Origin of the sequence: Fusicatenibacter saccharivorans (assembly GCF_027667425.1) — a bacterium.
Classification (GTDB): domain Bacteria; phylum Bacillota; class Clostridia; order Lachnospirales; family Lachnospiraceae; genus Fusicatenibacter; species Fusicatenibacter saccharivorans.
The window spans coordinates 15,240-31,525 of sequence record NZ_JAQEGR010000017.1; the positions used below are offsets into that span (position 1 = coordinate 15,240).

General features: G+C 50.6%; 16 protein-coding genes. 12 read left to right on the plus strand and 4 right to left on the minus strand.

Annotated features, from left to right (window positions below; all coding sequences use genetic code 11):
* The first annotated feature begins 58 nt into the window (after positions 1 to 58).
* The 6 genes from PGS38_RS14510 to PGS38_RS14535 all read left to right on the plus strand — a co-directional run bounded on the left by PGS38_RS14510 (position 59) and on the right by PGS38_RS14535 (position 4,746).
* A complete protein-coding gene (locus PGS38_RS14510; RefSeq protein WP_117804329.1) occupies positions 59 to 625 on the plus strand; it encodes a chromate transporter in 567 nt (188 codons plus the stop codon).
* Positions 622 to 1,218, plus strand: a complete 597-nt coding sequence (locus tag PGS38_RS14515; RefSeq protein WP_022463074.1) for a chromate transporter — start codon at positions 622 to 624, stop codon at positions 1,216 to 1,218. The genes PGS38_RS14510 and PGS38_RS14515 overlap by 4 nt, the downstream gene beginning before the upstream one ends.
* Complete coding sequence (locus tag PGS38_RS14520) at positions 1,197 to 1,490, plus strand: AAA family ATPase (protein WP_022463075.1); 294 nt, start codon at positions 1,197 to 1,199, stop codon at positions 1,488 to 1,490. Before PGS38_RS14515 ends, PGS38_RS14520 begins: the two co-directional genes overlap by 22 nt.
* A gap of 17 nt (positions 1,491 to 1,507) precedes the next feature.
* Complete coding sequence (locus PGS38_RS14525) at positions 1,508 to 1,711, plus strand: hypothetical protein (protein ID WP_055221304.1); 204 nt, start codon at positions 1,508 to 1,510, stop codon at positions 1,709 to 1,711.
* A 126-nt stretch (positions 1,712 to 1,837) separates the two neighbouring features.
* Positions 1,838 to 3,226 (plus strand): MATE family efflux transporter, encoded by a 1,389-nt coding sequence (locus PGS38_RS14530; RefSeq protein WP_022463076.1) that lies wholly within the window; start codon positions 1,838 to 1,840, stop codon positions 3,224 to 3,226.
* Positions 3,227 to 3,573: 347 nt separating this feature from the next.
* Positions 3,574 to 4,746 carry an NAD(P)-dependent malic enzyme gene (locus tag PGS38_RS14535; protein ID WP_055267479.1) on the plus strand — a complete coding sequence of 391 codons (1,173 nt, stop codon included), beginning with the start codon at positions 3,574 to 3,576 and terminating at the stop codon, positions 4,744 to 4,746.
* 113 nt (positions 4,747 to 4,859) lie between these two features.
* Here the strand turns inward: PGS38_RS14535 and PGS38_RS14540 are convergent, their stop codons facing one another.
* Complete coding sequence (locus tag PGS38_RS14540) at positions 4,860 to 6,272, minus strand: aspartate ammonia-lyase (RefSeq protein ID WP_118659415.1); 1,413 nt, start codon at positions 6,270 to 6,272, stop codon at positions 4,860 to 4,862.
* 289 nt (positions 6,273 to 6,561) lie between these two features.
* Between PGS38_RS14540 and PGS38_RS14545 the strand changes: the two genes are divergently transcribed.
* The 3 genes from PGS38_RS14545 to pdxR all read left to right on the plus strand — a co-directional run bounded on the left by PGS38_RS14545 (position 6,562) and on the right by pdxR (position 10,368).
* A complete protein-coding gene (locus PGS38_RS14545) occupies positions 6,562 to 7,050 on the plus strand; it encodes an Lrp/AsnC family transcriptional regulator (RefSeq protein WP_022463079.1) in 489 nt (162 codons plus the stop codon).
* A gap of 151 nt (positions 7,051 to 7,201) precedes the next feature.
* Positions 7,202 to 8,875 (plus strand): glutamine--tRNA ligase/YqeY domain fusion protein, encoded by a 1,674-nt coding sequence (locus tag PGS38_RS14550; protein ID WP_022463080.1) that lies wholly within the window; start codon positions 7,202 to 7,204, stop codon positions 8,873 to 8,875.
* An 86-nt stretch (positions 8,876 to 8,961) separates the two neighbouring features.
* Positions 8,962 to 10,368 (plus strand): MocR-like pyridoxine biosynthesis transcription factor PdxR, encoded by a 1,407-nt coding sequence (pdxR, locus tag PGS38_RS14555; RefSeq protein WP_055267548.1) that lies wholly within the window; start codon positions 8,962 to 8,964, stop codon positions 10,366 to 10,368.
* A 97-nt stretch (positions 10,369 to 10,465) separates the two neighbouring features.
* Here pdxR and pepF read toward each other — a convergent pair whose 3' ends face one another.
* From pepF to PGS38_RS14570, 3 genes are all read right to left on the minus strand, one after another.
* On the minus strand, positions 10,466 to 12,268 hold the full coding sequence (gene pepF, locus PGS38_RS14560) for an oligoendopeptidase F (protein ID WP_173841574.1): 1,803 nt from the start codon (positions 12,266 to 12,268) through the stop codon (positions 10,466 to 10,468).
* An 82-nt stretch (positions 12,269 to 12,350) separates the two neighbouring features.
* Positions 12,351 to 12,707 carry a hypothetical protein gene (locus tag PGS38_RS14565; RefSeq protein ID WP_118601413.1) on the minus strand — a complete coding sequence of 119 codons (357 nt, stop codon included), beginning with the start codon at positions 12,705 to 12,707 and terminating at the stop codon, positions 12,351 to 12,353.
* 143 nt (positions 12,708 to 12,850) lie between these two features.
* Positions 12,851 to 13,672, minus strand: coding sequence for a Cof-type HAD-IIB family hydrolase (locus PGS38_RS14570; protein WP_055267485.1), 822 nt, complete (start codon positions 13,670 to 13,672; stop codon positions 12,851 to 12,853).
* Between the two features lie 174 nt (positions 13,673 to 13,846).
* Between PGS38_RS14570 and PGS38_RS14575 the strand changes: the two genes are divergently transcribed.
* The 3 genes from PGS38_RS14575 to PGS38_RS14585 are packed head-to-tail and all read left to right on the plus strand — an operon-like array spanning position 13,847 to position 16,221.
* On the plus strand, positions 13,847 to 14,515 hold the full coding sequence (locus PGS38_RS14575; protein WP_055221324.1) for an HAD family hydrolase: 669 nt from the start codon (positions 13,847 to 13,849) through the stop codon (positions 14,513 to 14,515).
* A 23-nt stretch (positions 14,516 to 14,538) separates the two neighbouring features.
* Positions 14,539 to 14,802, plus strand: coding sequence for a hypothetical protein (locus tag PGS38_RS14580; protein ID WP_055221292.1), 264 nt, complete (start codon positions 14,539 to 14,541; stop codon positions 14,800 to 14,802).
* Positions 14,803 to 14,826: 24 nt separating this feature from the next.
* Positions 14,827 to 16,221, plus strand: coding sequence for an NAD(P)/FAD-dependent oxidoreductase (locus PGS38_RS14585; protein ID WP_022463087.1), 1,395 nt, complete (start codon positions 14,827 to 14,829; stop codon positions 16,219 to 16,221).
* Positions 16,222 to 16,286: the final 65 nt, after the last annotated feature.

A 16,286-nucleotide genomic window follows, 5' to 3' on the forward strand; every position in this document is an offset into this window, starting at 1 on the left:
GATTTTTTCATTATATAAAAACAACGGGAGACAGATCGGAAAAAACGAGGTGAAAAGAATGGAGTCAAAACGTAAGGTACTGCAGAAGCTGTTCCTTTCCACGCTGTATCTGAGTGCATTTACGTTCGGCGGCGGTTATGTGATTGTGACGCTGATGAAGAAGAAATTTGTGGATGAGTACCACTGGATAGAGGAGAATGAGATGCTCGATCTGGTGGCGATTGCGCAGTCATCGCCGGGGCCGATTGCGGTGAATGGGGCGATTGTTGTCGGGTATAAACTGGCGGGGATGATTGGTGTGCTGGTTTCGATTATTGGAACGATTATTCCGCCGTTTCTGATTATCTCTGTGATTTCGGTCTGCTATCAGGCGTTCCGGGATAATTTTTTCGTGAGCCAGATGCTCGAAGGAATGCAGGCAGGCGTCGGAGCCGTGATTGCATCCGTGACGTATGAGATGGGAGCCGGGGTTGTGAAAGAAAAAGATCCGCTGTCGCTGGTGATTCTTGTCTGTGCGTTTGCAGCAGCCTGTTTTTTCAAGGTCAACGTGATTTATATTGTACTGGTCTGCGGTGCCATCGGTGCGGTGCGGACGATTCTGGCGAAACGGAGGGGTGCGAAATGATTTATTTTCAGCTATTTTTAAGCTTTTTCCAGATCGGCCTGCTCAGCTTCGGCGGAGGCTATGCGGCCATGCCGCTGATTCAGGGACAGGTGGTGCAGGGACACGGCTGGCTTTCGATGTCGGAGTTTACGGATCTTATCACCATCTCTCAGATGACACCGGGGCCGATCGCAGTCAATTCGGCAACCTTCGTCGGAATTAAAATCGCAGGCATCCCAGGAGCGCTCGTGGCAACGTTTGGATGTATTCTGCCGTCGTGTATTCTCGTCACACTGCTTGCGAAGCTATATTTAAAATACCGCGAAATGGCAATGCTCCAGGGAATCCTCCACTCCCTCCGCCCGGCGGTTGTGGCGATGATCGGTTCCGCAGGGATTTCAATTCTGGTCACGGCGTTTTGGAGTAGTGAAGGAGATACCGTGATCCGGCTGGCGCAGACGAACTGGAGTCTTGTCGTGATCTTTATCATCAGCCTCATTCTGCTGCAGAAAGGCAAAAAGAACCCAATCTTTGTGATGGTACTGGCCGGGGTGATGAAGGTGGCAGTGGCGCTGGTGGAAAAATTTGCGGCATGCTGTGGGACGATTTTTTAAATTCAAAGGTGAATGCTTTTCAGGACGTATTAAACTCAAGAATATATATCGATAAAACAGGATTGCTGGAATACACCAACAGTGTGATTGACACAACATCGAAGTTTATCTGCAACAGCCGCCCCAGAAGATTTGGAAAATCGATCACAGCGGATATGATGACTGCGTACTACAGCAGAAGTCTGGATACAGAAGAAATGTTTGAAAAGCTTAATATTGGTCAGGCGGCAAATCAGAAAATACAGGATGAATATCAAACAGCAGATTCTTAATAGGGAAGGTAAACATAGTGTTATACATTATTTTTGATTTTATAATGGCAGTAATTATGTTTATGTCACTTCCTTTTATTGTTGGAATAATGGTAGATATCCGCCATCAGGGAATTGGGTGCTTTGCGGCATGGGTAATATGGGGAGTTATGCTTATCTTATCGTTGAGGCTGTTTGATGCTCTGAAATTAAGATGTCAAAAAAAGCCAGAAAAAAGATAAAAAGGATCTTTCTTTCTAAACATGAATCGTGTATAATAAGCATTACTGTTCGGGGCCTGCCTGGAGAAATCCAGAAAGGCTCCGATTTATGTCATTTATTTTATACAGCAAGAAAAGGGGGAAACCATGCAGAAACACAGAAAATTTATTGGGAACAAACGGTTTTACCTGATGGTACTTGGCGTTGCGATGCCGATTATGATTCAGAACGGTATCACCAACTTTGTCAGTCTTCTCGACAACATCATGGTAGGACAGGTCGGTACCGAGCAGATGTCCGGCGTTGCAATTGTCAACCAGCTTCTTTTTATCTATAACCTTTGCATTTTCGGAGGGGTATCCGGTGCAGGAATTTTCACTGCGCAGTATTTCGGACAGGGCAACGACGAGGGTGTGCGAAACACCTTCCGCTTCAAGCTCTGGATCGGCGTGATCCTGACGGCAGCGGCAATCACTATTTTCCTTGGTGCGCACGAGCCTCTGATTCGTCTCTACCTGACAGGAGATCAGGGAAGCCAGGACATGAATGCGACATTAGCCTATGGCATTTCTTATATGAAGGTCATGCTGGTAGGACTTCCGCCGTTCCTGTTTGTGCAGCTTTATGCCAGCACGCTGCGCGAATGCGGCGAGACGATGCTTCCGATGAAGGCCGGTATCACAGCCGTATTTGTCAATCTGATTTTTAATTATATTTTAATCTACGGAAAATTCGGCGCACCGCAGCTCGGAGTTGTCGGCGCGGCAGTTGCAACGGTGCTGTCCCGTTACGTGGAGATGGCGATCGTGCTGATCCGCACGCACGGAAACAAAGAAAAATATCGTTTTACGAAGCATCTGTACCGCACGATCCGTGTTCCGGCGGCTTTGACGAAACAGATCCTTATCAAAGGAACACCGCTGATGCTGAACGAAACGTTCTGGGCAGGCGGCGTTGCGATCCTGATGCAGTGTTACTCCGTGCGTGGACTGAATGTCGTAGCCGCGATGAATATCTCCAACACGATCTCGAACCTGTTCAACGTCGTTTTCATCGCACTCGGCGATTCCGTTGCCATCATCGTCGGACAGCTCCTCGGAGCCGGAAGGATGGAAGAGGCAAAGGATACCGATACGAAGCTGATCACGTTTTCCGTATTACTCTGCATTGTGATCGGCGCGCTGATGGCGCTCGTGGCTCCAATCTTCCCACGCCTCTACAACACGACGGACGAAGTACGCCACATGGCGGCAATCTTCATCGTGGAAGTGGCCATGTTCATGCCGGTCAATGCATTCCTGCATGCAAGCTACTTTACCCTGCGCTCCGGTGGAAAAACGATCATCACGTTCCTGTTCGACAGCGTCTTCATCTGGGTTGTCAGTGTGCCGGTGGCTTTCTGCCTGAGCCGTTTTACCGGACTTTCGATCTACGCAATCTACTTTATGGTTATGTCGGTTGACCTGATCAAGTGCGTGATTGGATTTGTCCTTGTCAAGAAAGGAGTCTGGCTGCAGAATATTGTGGCGGAGTAAAGAAAAAAATCTGTCTGTTTTCCAGTCTGAAAAGGATGGGAGGCGGGCAGATTTTTTGCTTTATAAAAAACTTTGTTGAATTTTACTGTAAAGCAAAAAAAGCCCTCCGGGCAGGATCGGACTGCGGCTGAGAGAAAGAAAAAGAGTATTTTTGATAAAATTTCGCAAATGAAGCAGCTGTTTTTGGTGGAAAAGTGGAAATTTTTTCATTAATCAAAACACCGGTTGAAATTTAGAGAACGCTTGTTATAATAGGGGTGCAGCGAACAGACATCCCGTGTGACGCGTGAATCTCTCTTCCTATTATTAATGAGACGCAGTCACACATGAAATGGAGGAAAAAAGCGATGGATTACGCAAAAGAATCATTAAAGATGCACTATGAATTACGCGGAAAGCTTGAGGTCACTTCCCGGGCGGCCGTAGATACAAAAGATGCCTTGAGTCTTGCCTATACACCGGGTGTGGCGGCGCCGTGCCTGGAAATTCAGAAAGATGTCAACAAGAGCTACGAGCTGACCAGAAGATGGAACACGGTAGCTGTTGTTACAGATGGAACCGCAGTTCTCGGACTTGGAGATATCGGCCCGGAGGCCGGCATGCCGGTCATGGAAGGAAAATGCGTGCTGTTTAAAGAATTCGGTGGTGTCGATGCAATCCCGCTCTGCGTGCGCAGCAAGGATGTGGATGATATTGTCAATACCGTGCGTCTTCTCGCAGGAAGCTTCGGCGGTGTCAACCTGGAGGACATCTCCGCACCGAGATGTTTTGAGATCGAGAAGAAATTAAAGGAATGCTGTGATATTCCGATTTTCCACGATGATCAGCATGGAACAGCCGTGATCACACTGGCCGGTGTCATCAATGCGCTGAAACTGGTTGGAAAGAAACTGGATGAAGTCAAAATTGTTACCTCAGGAGCCGGTGCAGCCGGAATCGCCATTATCCGCCTGCTGATTTCGATGGGTCTCAAAAACGTCATCATGACAGACCGCAAAGGTGCGATTTACGAGGGACGCGACGGCCTCAACCCGATCAAAGAGGAGATGGCGAAGATCACAAACTACAACCATGAGAAGGGCACGCTTGCAGAGGTAATCAAAGGAGCCGATATTTTTATTGGCGTTTCTGCGCCGGGTACGCTCACTCCCGATATGGTACGTACGATGGCAAAAGATCCGATCATCTTTGCCTGCGCAAATCCGACGCCGGAGATTTTCCCGGACGAGGCGAAAGCAGCAGGAGCAGCCGTTGTCAGCACAGGAAGAAGCGATTACCCGAACCAGGTCAACAACGTACTCTGCTTCCCGGGCATCTTCCGCGGAGCGCTCGATGTGAGAGCATCTGATATCAACGATGAAATGAAGGTCGCAGCAGCTTACGCAATTGCCGGTCTGGTAAGCGACGAGGAACTGAATGCAGACTATATCCTGCCGGCCGCCTTTGATCCGCGTGTCAAAGATGCGGTGGCAGCAGCCGTTGCAGAGGCAGCAAGAAAGAGCGGCGTAGCGAGAATTTAAACAGAGTTTGATACAAAAGAAAACGACAGAAAAAGGCTTCCCGGACAGCAAGGAAATCCGGGAAGCCTTTTTGCGTATCGTTAAGAAATTATGAAGGAAAGCAGCAGTTACATTCAGCCAGCCAGATCGTCTTCTGCCGGCAGTTCCGGTCCGGTCAGAGCGTACGGATCGAGAATGTCGTCGAGCTGTTTCTGTGTCAGCAGTTCGTCTTTCAGAACCAGAGAAGTAACACTCTCGCCCGTCTTCAGCGATTTCTTTGCAATCGAGGCCGCTTTCTGGTATCCGATATACGGGCAGAGCGCCGTTGTGATGCCGACACTCTTCGAAACGAGATCCTCGCACCGTTTCTCATTTGCGGTAATGCCGAGAATACAGTTCTTCACAAGCGTATTCACAGCGCCTGTCATCGAGGTGATGGAAGAGAACAGGGAGTAGAAGACAACCGGCTCAAACGCGTTCAACTCCATCTGGCCAGCCTCAGCCGCCATCGTGATTGTGGTGTCGTTTCCGATGACATGGAAGGCAACCTGTGTCACAACCTCCGGGATCACCGGGTTGATCTTGCCCGGCATAATCGAGGATCCGTTCTGCATCGGCGGCAGGTTGATCTCGCCGAATCCGGTTCGCGGTCCGCTGGACAGCAGGCGCAGGTCGTTGCACATCTTGGAGAGGTTGACGGCGCAGGTCTTTAACGTGTTGGAGATCGTCACAAATCCGTCGAGGTTCTCCGTCGCGTCAAACAGATCGTCCGCCTGCATCAGCGGATAGCCTGTCACAGCAGCGAGGGTCGGCACGATGTGGTGGAGATAGTAATCGGAAGCATTGATCGTCGTACCGATGGCTGTTCCGCCGAGGTTCAGGGTGAACAGCTCTTTTCTGGCGCGTTCGATCCGGCGGATATCACGCTCGATCATCGTTGCGTAAGCGTGGAAGCTCTGGCCGAGACGCATCGGAACAGCGTCCTCAAGCTGGGTTCTTCCCATCTTTAAAATGTGGTCAAATTCCTGGGACTTATCGAGCAGTGCTGCGTGGAGTGACTCGAGCGCATGCAGAAGATCCGGGAGCAGATCGAGCACGGTCAGTTTTCCTGCACTTGGGATAACGTCGTTTGTGGACTGTGCCATGTTGACGTGGTCATTCGGGTGGACAATGGTATAATCACCCTTGGTGCCGCCCAGGATTTCGATGGCGCGGTTTGCGATGACTTCGTTTGCGTTCATATTAGCACTCGTTCCGGCGCCGCCTTGGATGCCGTCAACGATGAACTGGTCTTTTAATTTGCCGGCAATGATTTCATCACAGGCATAGATAATGGCAGCCGCTTTTTCCTCCGGCAGTCTCTGTGCTTCGCGGTTGGAGATGGCAGCTGCCTTTTTAATTTTCGCCAGATTCTGGATCATGACCGGGTGGATCGACGTTCCCGTGATGGGAAAATTCCGTTTTGCCCGCAGGGACTGTACCCCGTAGTAGGCGTCGGATGGGACTTCAAGGGAACCAATGGAATCTGCTTCAATTCTTGTCTTCATAATAATCTCCTTCTTTCTGCACGCATTGAGTTGTGTATATTGTCTGAAACAATTCTTGCTTTGCCTTTCGATACCGGAAGAATAACACCAGGGCAGAAATTTGTAAATACCGCCGCCGAAGAACTGTGGAATCTTATTTATTTTTGTATTTGATTTTAAATACCAAGGGAAAGAGGCACTTTTACTTATTTTTCGAAAGCAGTTTCCGCGAGGACACGTTTTCGTAGACAAAAAACGGCGAACGTGATATGCTGAACAGTATAAAAGTGAAAAAACAGGAGAGCAGCGTATGAAACATGAAAAAAGCAAGAACGATGCGATGCGCCATGAGCTCGATCACATCGATGCAAAAATCTTGAATCTCCTTCGGGAAAATGCCAGGATGCCGCTGAAAGAAATCGCGGAACACGTATTTTTATCCTCCCCGGCAGTTTCCGCCAGAATTGAGCGGCTGGAGAAGGAAGGCTACATTACAGGATATCAGGTCAAATTAAATCCGGCGCTTTTGGGATATCCGATCAAAGCGTTCATCAACCTCGAGGTTGAGCCGGTTCAGAAAAAAGAATTTTATCCCTATATTGAAAAGGTCCACAATGTCGTGGAATGTAATTGCGTTACCGGTGATTACTCCATGCTCATTGAGGGCCTTTTTGTTAGCACCATTGAGCTCGACCAGTTTATCGGCGAGCTGCAGCATTTTGGACGGACGCGGACGCAGATCGTGTTCTCGACCTCCGTGGAGCACCGCCAGGTGACCGCACACGAGGCAGAAGAATAGGCACCGGTCCGCTCCGGCGGCTTTGTGTACCGAAAAAAATGCTTTGCAGGAGAATGCTTTTGTGTTATAGTGATAGAATACACAGAGCATTTTGCGCCCTTTTCGGGACAGTGCTCCAAACGAAAAGATTCGAGGGAGGCCTGACCTTATTATGGAAGAAAAAGAAGTTGTTTCCAAAAATTTTATCGAGCTTGCGATTGACAAAGATCTGGCAGAGGGCGTTTACGACCATGTATGCACACGATTCCCGCCGGAGCCAAACGGCTATCTTCATATCGGACATGCAAAATCCATCCTGTTAAACTACGGTTTATCACAGGAGTACAACGGAGAGTTCCACATGCGTTTCGATGATACAAACCCGACGAAAGAGAAAACCGAGTTTGTTGATTCCATCAAAGCCGATATCCAGTGGCTTGGTGCAGACTGGAAAGATCATCTGTACTACGCATCCGATTATTTCCCACAGATGTATGAGGCAGCCGTAAAACTGATCAAAAAAGGAAAAGCATTCGTCTGCGATCTGTCCGCAGAGGAGATCCGTGAGTACCGCGGAACCTTAACCGAGCCTGGAAAAGAGAGCCCGTACCGCAATCGTTCCGTGGAGGAAAACCTGGACCTGTTCGAGCGCATGAAAAACGGCGAATTCGAGGACGGAAGCAAAGTACTCCGTGCGAAAATCGATATGGCATCACCGAACATCAACATGAGAGACCCGGTTATCTACCGTGTAGCCCATATGCATCACCACAGAACCGGCGATACCTGGTGCATCTACCCGATGTACGACTTCGCGCATCCGATCGAGGACGCCATCGAAGGCATTACCCATTCTATCTGTACGCTGGAGTTTGAGGACCACCGTCCGCTGTACGACTGGGTTGTACGCGAGCTGGAATATCCGATGCCGCCGCGCCAGATTGAGTTTGCAAAGCTGTATCTGACTAACGTGGTTACCGGAAAACGTTACATCAAAAAGCTGGTAGAGGACGGCGTGGTAGACGGCTGGGATGACCCGCGTCTCGTATCCATCGCAGCACTCCGCCGCAGAGGCTTTACACCGGAGTCCATCAAGAAATTCGTAGATCTGTGCGGTGTATCAAAAGCAAACAGCTCCGTTGACTATGCGATGCTGGAGTACTGCATCCGCGAGGATCTGAAGCTGAAAAAAGCCCGTACCATGGCAGTCTTAAATCCGGTGAAACTTGTCATCGACAACTACCCGGAAGACCAGATTGAGATGCTGGAAGTACAGAATAACCTCGAGAATCCGGAGCTTGGCAGCCGTCAGGTACCGTTCGGAAGAGAGCTGTACATCGAGCGCGAAGACTTCATGGAGGAGCCGGTCCGCAAATACTTCCGTATGTTCCCAGGCAATGAAGTCCGCCTGATGAACGCATACTTCGTCACCTGCACCGGATGCGAGAAAGACGAGAACGGAAATATCACCGTAATCCATGGAACGTACGATCCGGAGTCCAAGGGAGGAAATTCCCCGGACGGAAGAAAAGTAAAAGGAACGATCCACTGGGTAGCAGCAAAGACCGCCGTCAAAGCAGAGTGCCGTCTGTACGAAAACCTGATCGACGAGGAGAAGGGCGTTTACAACGAGGATGGTTCCATGAACCTGAATCCGAATTCCCTGACCGTATTAAAAGAGTGCTATCTGGAGCCGTCTTTAAAAGATGCGAAAGCATACGACAGCTTCCAGTTTGTCAGAAACGGATTCTTCTGTGTAGACGCAAAAGATTCCAAAGAGGATGCGCTGGTGTTCAACCGTATCGTATCCCTGAAGAGCTCTTTCAAGCTGCCGGCAGCGAAATAAATAAGAATTTTGAAATGGAACAGAGCAGCCGCCTGGATGAAACCGACATCCCAAGCGGCTGTTCTTTTTGTCAGGGAGATGGGAAGATGAATGAATTGACGATTTCGCTGGATCCGCATCGGAAGACACCGCTCTATGAGCAGATCTACGGTTTTATCCGCGAGGAAATCCGCGGCGGACGGATCCGTGCAGGGGAGCGGCTGCCGTCGGCGCGGGCGCTTTCGGGCTATCTGTCGGTGAGCCGGAGTACCGTGGATCTGGCGTATGAGCAGCTGGTATCCGAAGGGTATCTGGAGAGTGTGCCGTGCAAAGGCTACTTTGTCTGTGAAATTGAGGGGCTGTACCGCCTCGATGAAAAGAAAGAGGAGACAAAAGAGGATGATGCCGCGGAACAGATGCCGTTCCGCTACGATTTTGCCGTGACCGGTACGGCGCCGGGCGGATTTCCGCAGAACAGCTGGAAGAAGATCTCGAAAGAAGTCCTGCTGGACGCAGATGACAGCCTGTTCCAGCTCGGGGATGCGAAGGGCGAGCACGGTCTTCGGGAGGCAATCCGCGACTATCTGCACCACGCACGCGGCGTGAACTGCCGCACGGAGCAGATCATCGTCGGAGCGGGAAATGATTATCTGCTGATGCTGCTTTCGGTGATCTTAGGGCGTGGCCATAAAGTGGCGATGGAAAATCCGACCTACATCAGTGCCTACCGCTGTTTTGCGAAGCTTGGCTATGCGATGTGTACGATTTCGATGGACGAAGCGGGCATGCGGCCGGCGGAGCTGGAAAAAAGCGGGGCGGATCTGGCGTACATCATGCCGTCGCACCAGTTCCCGATGGGCATGGTCATGCCGATGAAGCGGCGGATGCAGCTCCTTGCGTGGGCATCGAGGGAAAATGGGCGGTATCTGATTGAGGATGATTACGACAGTGAATTCCGCTACAAGGGCCGCCCGATCCCGGCACTGCAGGGCAATGACACAGAGGGAAAAGTGATCTATCTTGGAACGTTTTCGCGGGCGATTGCGCCGTCCATCCGCATCAGCTACATGGTGCTGCCGGAGACGCTGCTGCCTGCCTACGAGGAGAACGGAAGATGCTTTTCCGCGACAGTTTCGAAGACGGACCAGAAGATTCTGGAAGAGTTTATGCGGAGCGGCGCGTTCGAGCGCCATCTGAACCGGATGCGTGCACAGTATAAAGGGAAACACGACCTGCTGATCCGGCTTCTGAAGGAGTTTGGGCGGGAGTACACGGTGTCCGGCGAGAATGCGGGCGTCCATGTGCTGGTCCACCTGCCGAGAGGACTCTCCGAAGCGGAGGCGGTGCAGCGGGCAAAAGAGGATGGTGTGCGCGTGTACGGGCTGGAACGGTACTGCATCGGCGCTGCCGCAGATCCCGCACAGGGCGGCACAGTGCTGCTTGGGTACGCCGGGCTTTCTGAGGAGGAGATTGCAGAGGCAGCTGCGATTCTGAAAAAGTGCTGGAATGCGTGAAAAAAGATATGAAAAAAACGGATTGCTTCGCCAGTAACAAAAACTGACGGAACAATCCGTTTTTACTGTTTGATAGAGAGTTACAATGCGGACAGGATCAGCAGCCCAGCTCTTCGGTCAGCTCGCAGATCTCATCGATGATCGATCCAATCGTCTCGATCGTATCGAGAAGCGGTGCATCCGTCGAGATATCAACGCCGGCCATTTTTGCCAGCTCTTCCGGTGTCTTCGTGCTTCCGGCGGTCAGTACCTTTTTCCAGTCATCGACAGCGGTCTGGCCTTCGATTTCGATGCGCTTGCAGACCTGTGTGGCAACGGTCAGTCCGGCGCTGTAGGTGTAGGAGTAAAGTCCCATATAGTAATGCGGCTGGCGCATCCAGGTGAGCGCTGCGTCATCGGAAATTTCCACATCATCGCCCCAGAACTTCTGCAGGGTCTCTTTCATAATGCTGCTTAACGTCTCAGCCTGTACGCTGTCGCCGGCATCGATGAGCTTGTAAACCTCGCGCTGGTAAGCAGCCTCCATCAGATGGGTGACGAAGTTATGATAATATGTGTTGCTGATCATACAGCTTAAAACCCAGCGGCGGAACCGTTTGTCCGGGGTCGTTTTCAGCAGATAATGAGCCATAAGAAGCTCGTTCATGGTAGACGGCGCCTCGACAAAATAAGAGGAAACCTCGGTATCGAGAATCGCCTGTGCGCCGTTGCAGAGACGGAAATGGCCGGCGTGGCCGAGTTCATGCGCCAGCGTGAAAACATCTGCCATGCGGTTATTCCAGCTTAAGAGAATAAAGGAACCTTTTCCGTACGGGCTGGCACAGAAGCCGCCGGTGGATTTTCCCTGGTTCTGTGCAAAGTCAACCCAGCGTTTTTTGTAGGCCTCCTGAATCATGGAAACGTAATCATCACCGAGAATGGCAAGACCTTTTTCGATGTACTGTTTTGATTCCTCGATCGTGACAGACGGATCGTACTCCGGGTCGACGGCGATTTTCAGATCGGCGAAGGTCATGCGGTCAAGGTTGTGGACCTTTTTCAGCAGGCGGGCATATTTGCGCATATGCGGAGCCAGGCGGGTGGTGATGAGATCGATCTGGCGGTTGTACAGCTCACGGCTGACCTGCTGCGGGAACAGCAGAGAATCGATGACGGAATCGAAGCCGCGCAGCGTGGCCATGGTCTTTTCTGTCTGCAGCTGGGCATTGTAAGCAGCTGCCGTTACATTTTCGTACTGTCTGATTTTTGCAGAAAAGGCGGAGAATGCACTGCGGCGGATATCGGTGTCTTTTTCGTACTCGTAATTATCCTCAAACAGGGAGTAGCCGAGCGGATATTCTTTTCCGTTTACGGTGAAAGAATCAAATTTCATATCGGCAAGCTTTGCCATGTTGTAGATCTGGTACGGAGCCGAGAAGGTCTGGGACAGAGCGGAAATGGCACGCTCGGTTTCCGGGCTCAGGCGGTGTGCCTTGTTGCGGAGAATCTCGGCGAGATAGCAGCGGTTCGTATCTGACTGCTGCATGGCCTCGTTCAAAACATCCTCGGACTGTTCGGAAAGCTCGCTCTCGATAAAGGTGAGACGGCTGAAAATCTCAGAGATCAGGCTGTTGATGCGGTCGTTGCGCGTCTGGTTTGCACTGTTGTAATAGTCGACAGAAACGGCGAGATCGCAGTAGTTGGCGGTCAGTGTGATCAGACGGTAGACCTCCTGGTAATCGTCGAGGCAGTGGTTGATCGTGGCTGCATCGGTGAGGTTTCCTTTGTAGGATGCTTCCATAGAAAGACTTAATTCTTTCATTTTCTGCGCATCAGCCAGCATGGCCTCCTCGGTTGGATAAATTAAAGACAGGTCCCAGGTAAGTTCTACAGGAACGTCATCGCGTTTTGCAAGTTCCATAACAATCTCCTTTCCATAAAAAAGGGGAGGTTTCCCTCCCCAGGAATTACTTCCTTATGTTTCTATATTCTGTTTTTGGGTTTTATTCTGCGGTTACTTCGCTTTCTTCCTGCGGAGAAACTTCACGATCCGCAGCAGACGGTGTTTCTTCTGCGGCGCCTGCAGTTTCTTCTGTTGTTTCTTCCTCGCAAGAATCCGCTTCATCATCGCCAGATTCCAGATCCGGTGCAGCATCCTCCGCACCTTTCGTTTTCGGAAGGGTCGTATAAGTACGTTCAGCAGGAGCAGGCTCTTCCTCTTCAAATTCGTCTTTAAAATCGTCAAAATCTGTTTCAAGATCTGCTTTTCCTTTCCGGATAAAATAGACTGCCGCACCGCAGGCTGCGCCGACAGCGGCAGAAGCCAGAGTAAGCAGAATACGTTTTGATTTCCGTGACATCTCGATTCAAGTCTCCTTTCAAATGCCGTCCTTTGAAACTATTGTAATACAGTTTCAACAAAAAAGAAAGTAAAATCTTACAGAATTCGGAAAAAGTGCCAAAGAAAACAAGAAAAAGAAGGTTTCCTGACACAGAAACAGAATCAGGCAAGGATAAACTTACGAAGAATCTCCGCCACGCCGCTGTGATTGCAGTCGTTTTCCGTGATATAATCGGCACTCGCCTTTACGGCATCGGTCGCATTTTTCATGGCGGCACCGACGGCAGCGGCCTCGATCATCGAAATATCATTTTCCTGATCTCCGGCAGCCACGGTGTTGGCAAGCGGAATCTGAAGAAGCTCGCAGAGTTTTTTCACGGCATGGCCCTTGGAAACGTGTTCCGGGACATGCTCGAGGTAATGCGGGCTGGAGTAGAACATCGAAATTTTTCCTTTTGCCCACGGCTCCATGGCAGCGCGGTAAGCGTCCATTTTTGCACGGTCGTGGAGATCAATCACGATCATCTTGCATGGTTCCTCGGCGAGGTGCTCCGGCAGAAGCGGATCTTCCACGACGGGAATGTGGATTGCCTGTGTGTAAACGCGCGTTTCCTCGCCTGCATGGCGGCAGAGAAGGGAGGTGTCGGAGTAGGTGTGGCAGTAGAGGCCTGCCTCCTGCGTTTTTTCAAAGATCACGCGTGCATATTCGAGCGGAATCGTGCGGCGGTACAGCGTTTTCTTTGCCGCGCAGTCGTAAATCAGTCCGCCGTTGAATGCGATGGCATAGCAGCCTTCGCGGTCTAGTCCGAGCTCTTTTAAGATCGGCAGAAAGCCGGAGAGCGGGCGGCCGGTGTTGAACACAATTTTGTGGCCGGCAGCAAGTGCCTCTGAAATGGCATCCATGTTTTCTTTTGTCACCTGCTTTTCGGAATTCAGCAGGGTATCATCCATATCGGTAAAAAATATTTTCACAGTCTGATTCATATTCTCTTTTTTTCCTTTCCAAGAATCTGAAAAACAGTTTCATTTTAGCATAAAGTGCCGGAAAAGAAAATATGGTTGCGCAGGGAAAAAATACAGGATATAATGATTGCGGACAAGAAGAGAGAGAAGAAAGAAAATCGAAGAACAAAAGAGACAAAGAAGGGAAGTCAGAATATGATAAAAGCTTGTATCTTTGACCTGGACGGTACCATCGCAGACACTGTAGAGTCGATTGCGCACGCAGTCAACCGCGTTCTGGAACATTTTGGACTTGTGCCGCGCCCGGTAGAAGCCTTCAACTTTTACGCCGGAGACGGTTTCGATCTGGCAGTGGAGCGCGCTTTAAAAGACGCCGGAGATGCAGAGCTCAACTATCTGCAGGAGGGCATCCGCCTTGGCCGCGCGTGGTTCAACGAGGACCCGCTGTATCACGTAAAACCGTATCCTAATATGCGGGAAACCCTGACCGCGCTGCGGGAAGAAGTTCCGATTGCCGTATGTTCCAACAAGCCGCACGAGGCGGCCATCCACGTCGTGGAGAGCGTGTACGGACCGGGCTTTTTCAACCGGATTCAGGGGCAGACCGCAGAAATCCCGAGAAAGCCGTCTCCGATCGGTGCGCTCGCGATTGCAGACGCACTCGGCGCCAGACCGGAAGAGTGCCTGTACTTTGGCGATACCAATACGGATATGCAGACCGGAAACGCCGCAGGCATGTTTACCGTTGGTGTGACGTGGGGATTCCGCCCGCGCCAGGAGCTGATCGACAACCATGCGATGGAGCTGCTCGACCGGCCGGAGGAAATCTTAACGCTTTTTCACAGAAAGAATCAGGAAAAATAAAACGAACAGAGGAGAAAACCAGAATGGGAGAATATACTGAAGAATGCATCAACACATTTTTAATGAATCAGGGCCAGTTATTCGACGAGCCGGTGGCTGAAAATTACGATGAGGCAGAGGCCTTTCTGGAGGACTGCCTTGCAGTCGTTGCCGACAATCTGGACGACGTGCGCGCCTACATGGAAGAAGAGGGCATGGACGTGGAAGAAATGTCGGATGCAGAATTAGAAGAGCAGAGCGAAGTCTTTGCCCTGCCGGACGGCCAGTATCTGATCGTGATGGGATAAAAAACGAGAGGAAATTAAAAAAGAATGAAATATGATGTCATTATTATCGGCGCAGGCCCGTCAGGTATTTTCTGTGCCTATGAACTGCTGAAAGAAAAACCGGATCTGAAGGTGCTGATGATCGAAAAAGGACGTTCGATCGAGAGCCGTCAGTGTCCAAAGAGAAAAACGAAAAAATGCGTGAACTGCAAACCGTGCTCGATTACAACGGGATTTGCCGGAGCAGGCGCATTCTCCGACGGAAAGCTTTCTCTTTCCCCGGATGTCGGTGGAAATCTGCCGGAGATTTTAGGATATGAAAAGACGGTTGAGCTGATCCATGAGTCCGACCAGATCTATCTGGATTTCGGCGCAGACAAGAATGTTTACGGTGTCGATAAAGAAAAAGAGATCCGTGAGATCCGCCGCAGAGCGATCAACGCCAACCTGAAGCTGATCGAATGTCCAATCCGCCATCTCGGAACTGAGGAGGGCTACAAGATTTACAGCCGCCTCGAGGATCACTTAAAAGAGATCGGCGTGGAAATGAAATTCAACACGATGGTCAATGATATTACGATCGAGGACGGCCGTGCGACAGCTGTAACACTTGAGGACGGAACGGTTTACGAGGCAGATGAGATTGTCTCCGCAGTAGGCCGCGAGGGAGCCGACTGGTTCTCACATATCTGCAACGGCCACGGCATCGAGACCGAGGTCGGAACCGTCGATATCGGTGTCCGCGTGGAAGTCCGCGACGAGGTCATGGAGTTCCTGAACAAGAACCTGTACGAGGCAAAACTCGTTTACTATACCCCGACTTTTGACGACAAAGTGCGTACCTTCTGTACGAACCCGTCCGGTGAGGTGGCAACTGAGTATTATGAAAACGGTCTGGCAGTTGTAAACGGTCACGCCTACAAATCCCAGGAGTTCAAGACAAACAACACGAACTTTGCCCTCCTGGTATCCAAGAACTTTACGAAACCATTTAAAACCCCGATCGAGTACGGCAAACAGATCGCACAGCTTTCCAACATGCTCTGCGACGGCAAGATCCTCGTTCAGACGTACGGCGATTTCAAACGCGGAAGAAGAACGACAGAAGAGCGTCTCTGCCGCAATAACCTGATCCCGACCTTAAAAGATGCCGTTCCGGGCGACCTTTCCCTGGTATTCCCGCACCGTATCATGGTCGACATTGCCGAGATGATCGAAGCCCTCGACAAAGTAACACCGGGTATCGCCAGCGATGAGACACTGCTGTACGGCGTAGAAGTCAAATTCTATTCCAACAAAGTTGTCGTAGACAAAGACTTCTGCACCAGCGTCAAAGGTCTCCGCGCCATCGGCGACGGCGCATCCGTAACCCGCGGCCTCCAGCAGGCAAGCGCAAACGGACTGTCGGTTGCGAGAAGCATTCTGAAAAGCATGAAATAAGAGAGAACGAAAAAAGATCCTTCGTCTGTGAAATGAGACGGAGGATCTTTTTTTGTGCCGGAAAG

What these genes read in the sequence shown, in the direction of transcription:
- PGS38_RS14515 (WP_022463074.1), top strand. Translation starts at nt 622, where the DNA reads ATGATTTATTTTCAGCTATTTTTAAGCTTTTTCCAGATCGGCCTGCTC.
- pdxR (WP_055267548.1), top strand. Translation starts at nt 8,962, where the DNA reads ATGAATGAATTGACGATTTCGCTGGATCCGCATCGGAAGACACCGCTC.
- PGS38_RS14580 (WP_055221292.1), top strand. Translation starts at nt 14,539, where the DNA reads ATGGGAGAATATACTGAAGAATGCATCAACACATTTTTAATGAATCAG.
- PGS38_RS14550 (WP_022463080.1), top strand. Translation starts at nt 7,202, where the DNA reads ATGGAAGAAAAAGAAGTTGTTTCCAAAAATTTTATCGAGCTTGCGATT.
- PGS38_RS14575 (WP_055221324.1), top strand. Translation starts at nt 13,847, where the DNA reads ATGATAAAAGCTTGTATCTTTGACCTGGACGGTACCATCGCAGACACT.
- pepF (WP_173841574.1), bottom strand. Translation starts at nt 12,268, where the DNA reads ATGGAACTTGCAAAACGCGATGACGTTCCTGTAGAACTTACCTGGGAC.
- PGS38_RS14520 (WP_022463075.1), top strand. Translation starts at nt 1,197, where the DNA reads ATGCTGTGGGACGATTTTTTAAATTCAAAGGTGAATGCTTTTCAGGAC.
- PGS38_RS14585 (WP_022463087.1), top strand. Translation starts at nt 14,827, where the DNA reads ATGAAATATGATGTCATTATTATCGGCGCAGGCCCGTCAGGTATTTTC.
- PGS38_RS14535 (WP_055267479.1), top strand. Translation starts at nt 3,574, where the DNA reads ATGGATTACGCAAAAGAATCATTAAAGATGCACTATGAATTACGCGGA.
- PGS38_RS14530 (WP_022463076.1), top strand. Translation starts at nt 1,838, where the DNA reads ATGCAGAAACACAGAAAATTTATTGGGAACAAACGGTTTTACCTGATG.
- PGS38_RS14510 (WP_117804329.1), top strand. Translation starts at nt 59, where the DNA reads ATGGAGTCAAAACGTAAGGTACTGCAGAAGCTGTTCCTTTCCACGCTG.
- PGS38_RS14565 (WP_118601413.1), bottom strand. Translation starts at nt 12,707, where the DNA reads ATGTCACGGAAATCAAAACGTATTCTGCTTACTCTGGCTTCTGCCGCT.
- PGS38_RS14540 (WP_118659415.1), bottom strand. Translation starts at nt 6,272, where the DNA reads ATGAAGACAAGAATTGAAGCAGATTCCATTGGTTCCCTTGAAGTCCCA.
- PGS38_RS14570 (WP_055267485.1), bottom strand. Translation starts at nt 13,672, where the DNA reads ATGAATCAGACTGTGAAAATATTTTTTACCGATATGGATGATACCCTG.
- PGS38_RS14545 (WP_022463079.1), top strand. Translation starts at nt 6,562, where the DNA reads ATGAAACATGAAAAAAGCAAGAACGATGCGATGCGCCATGAGCTCGAT.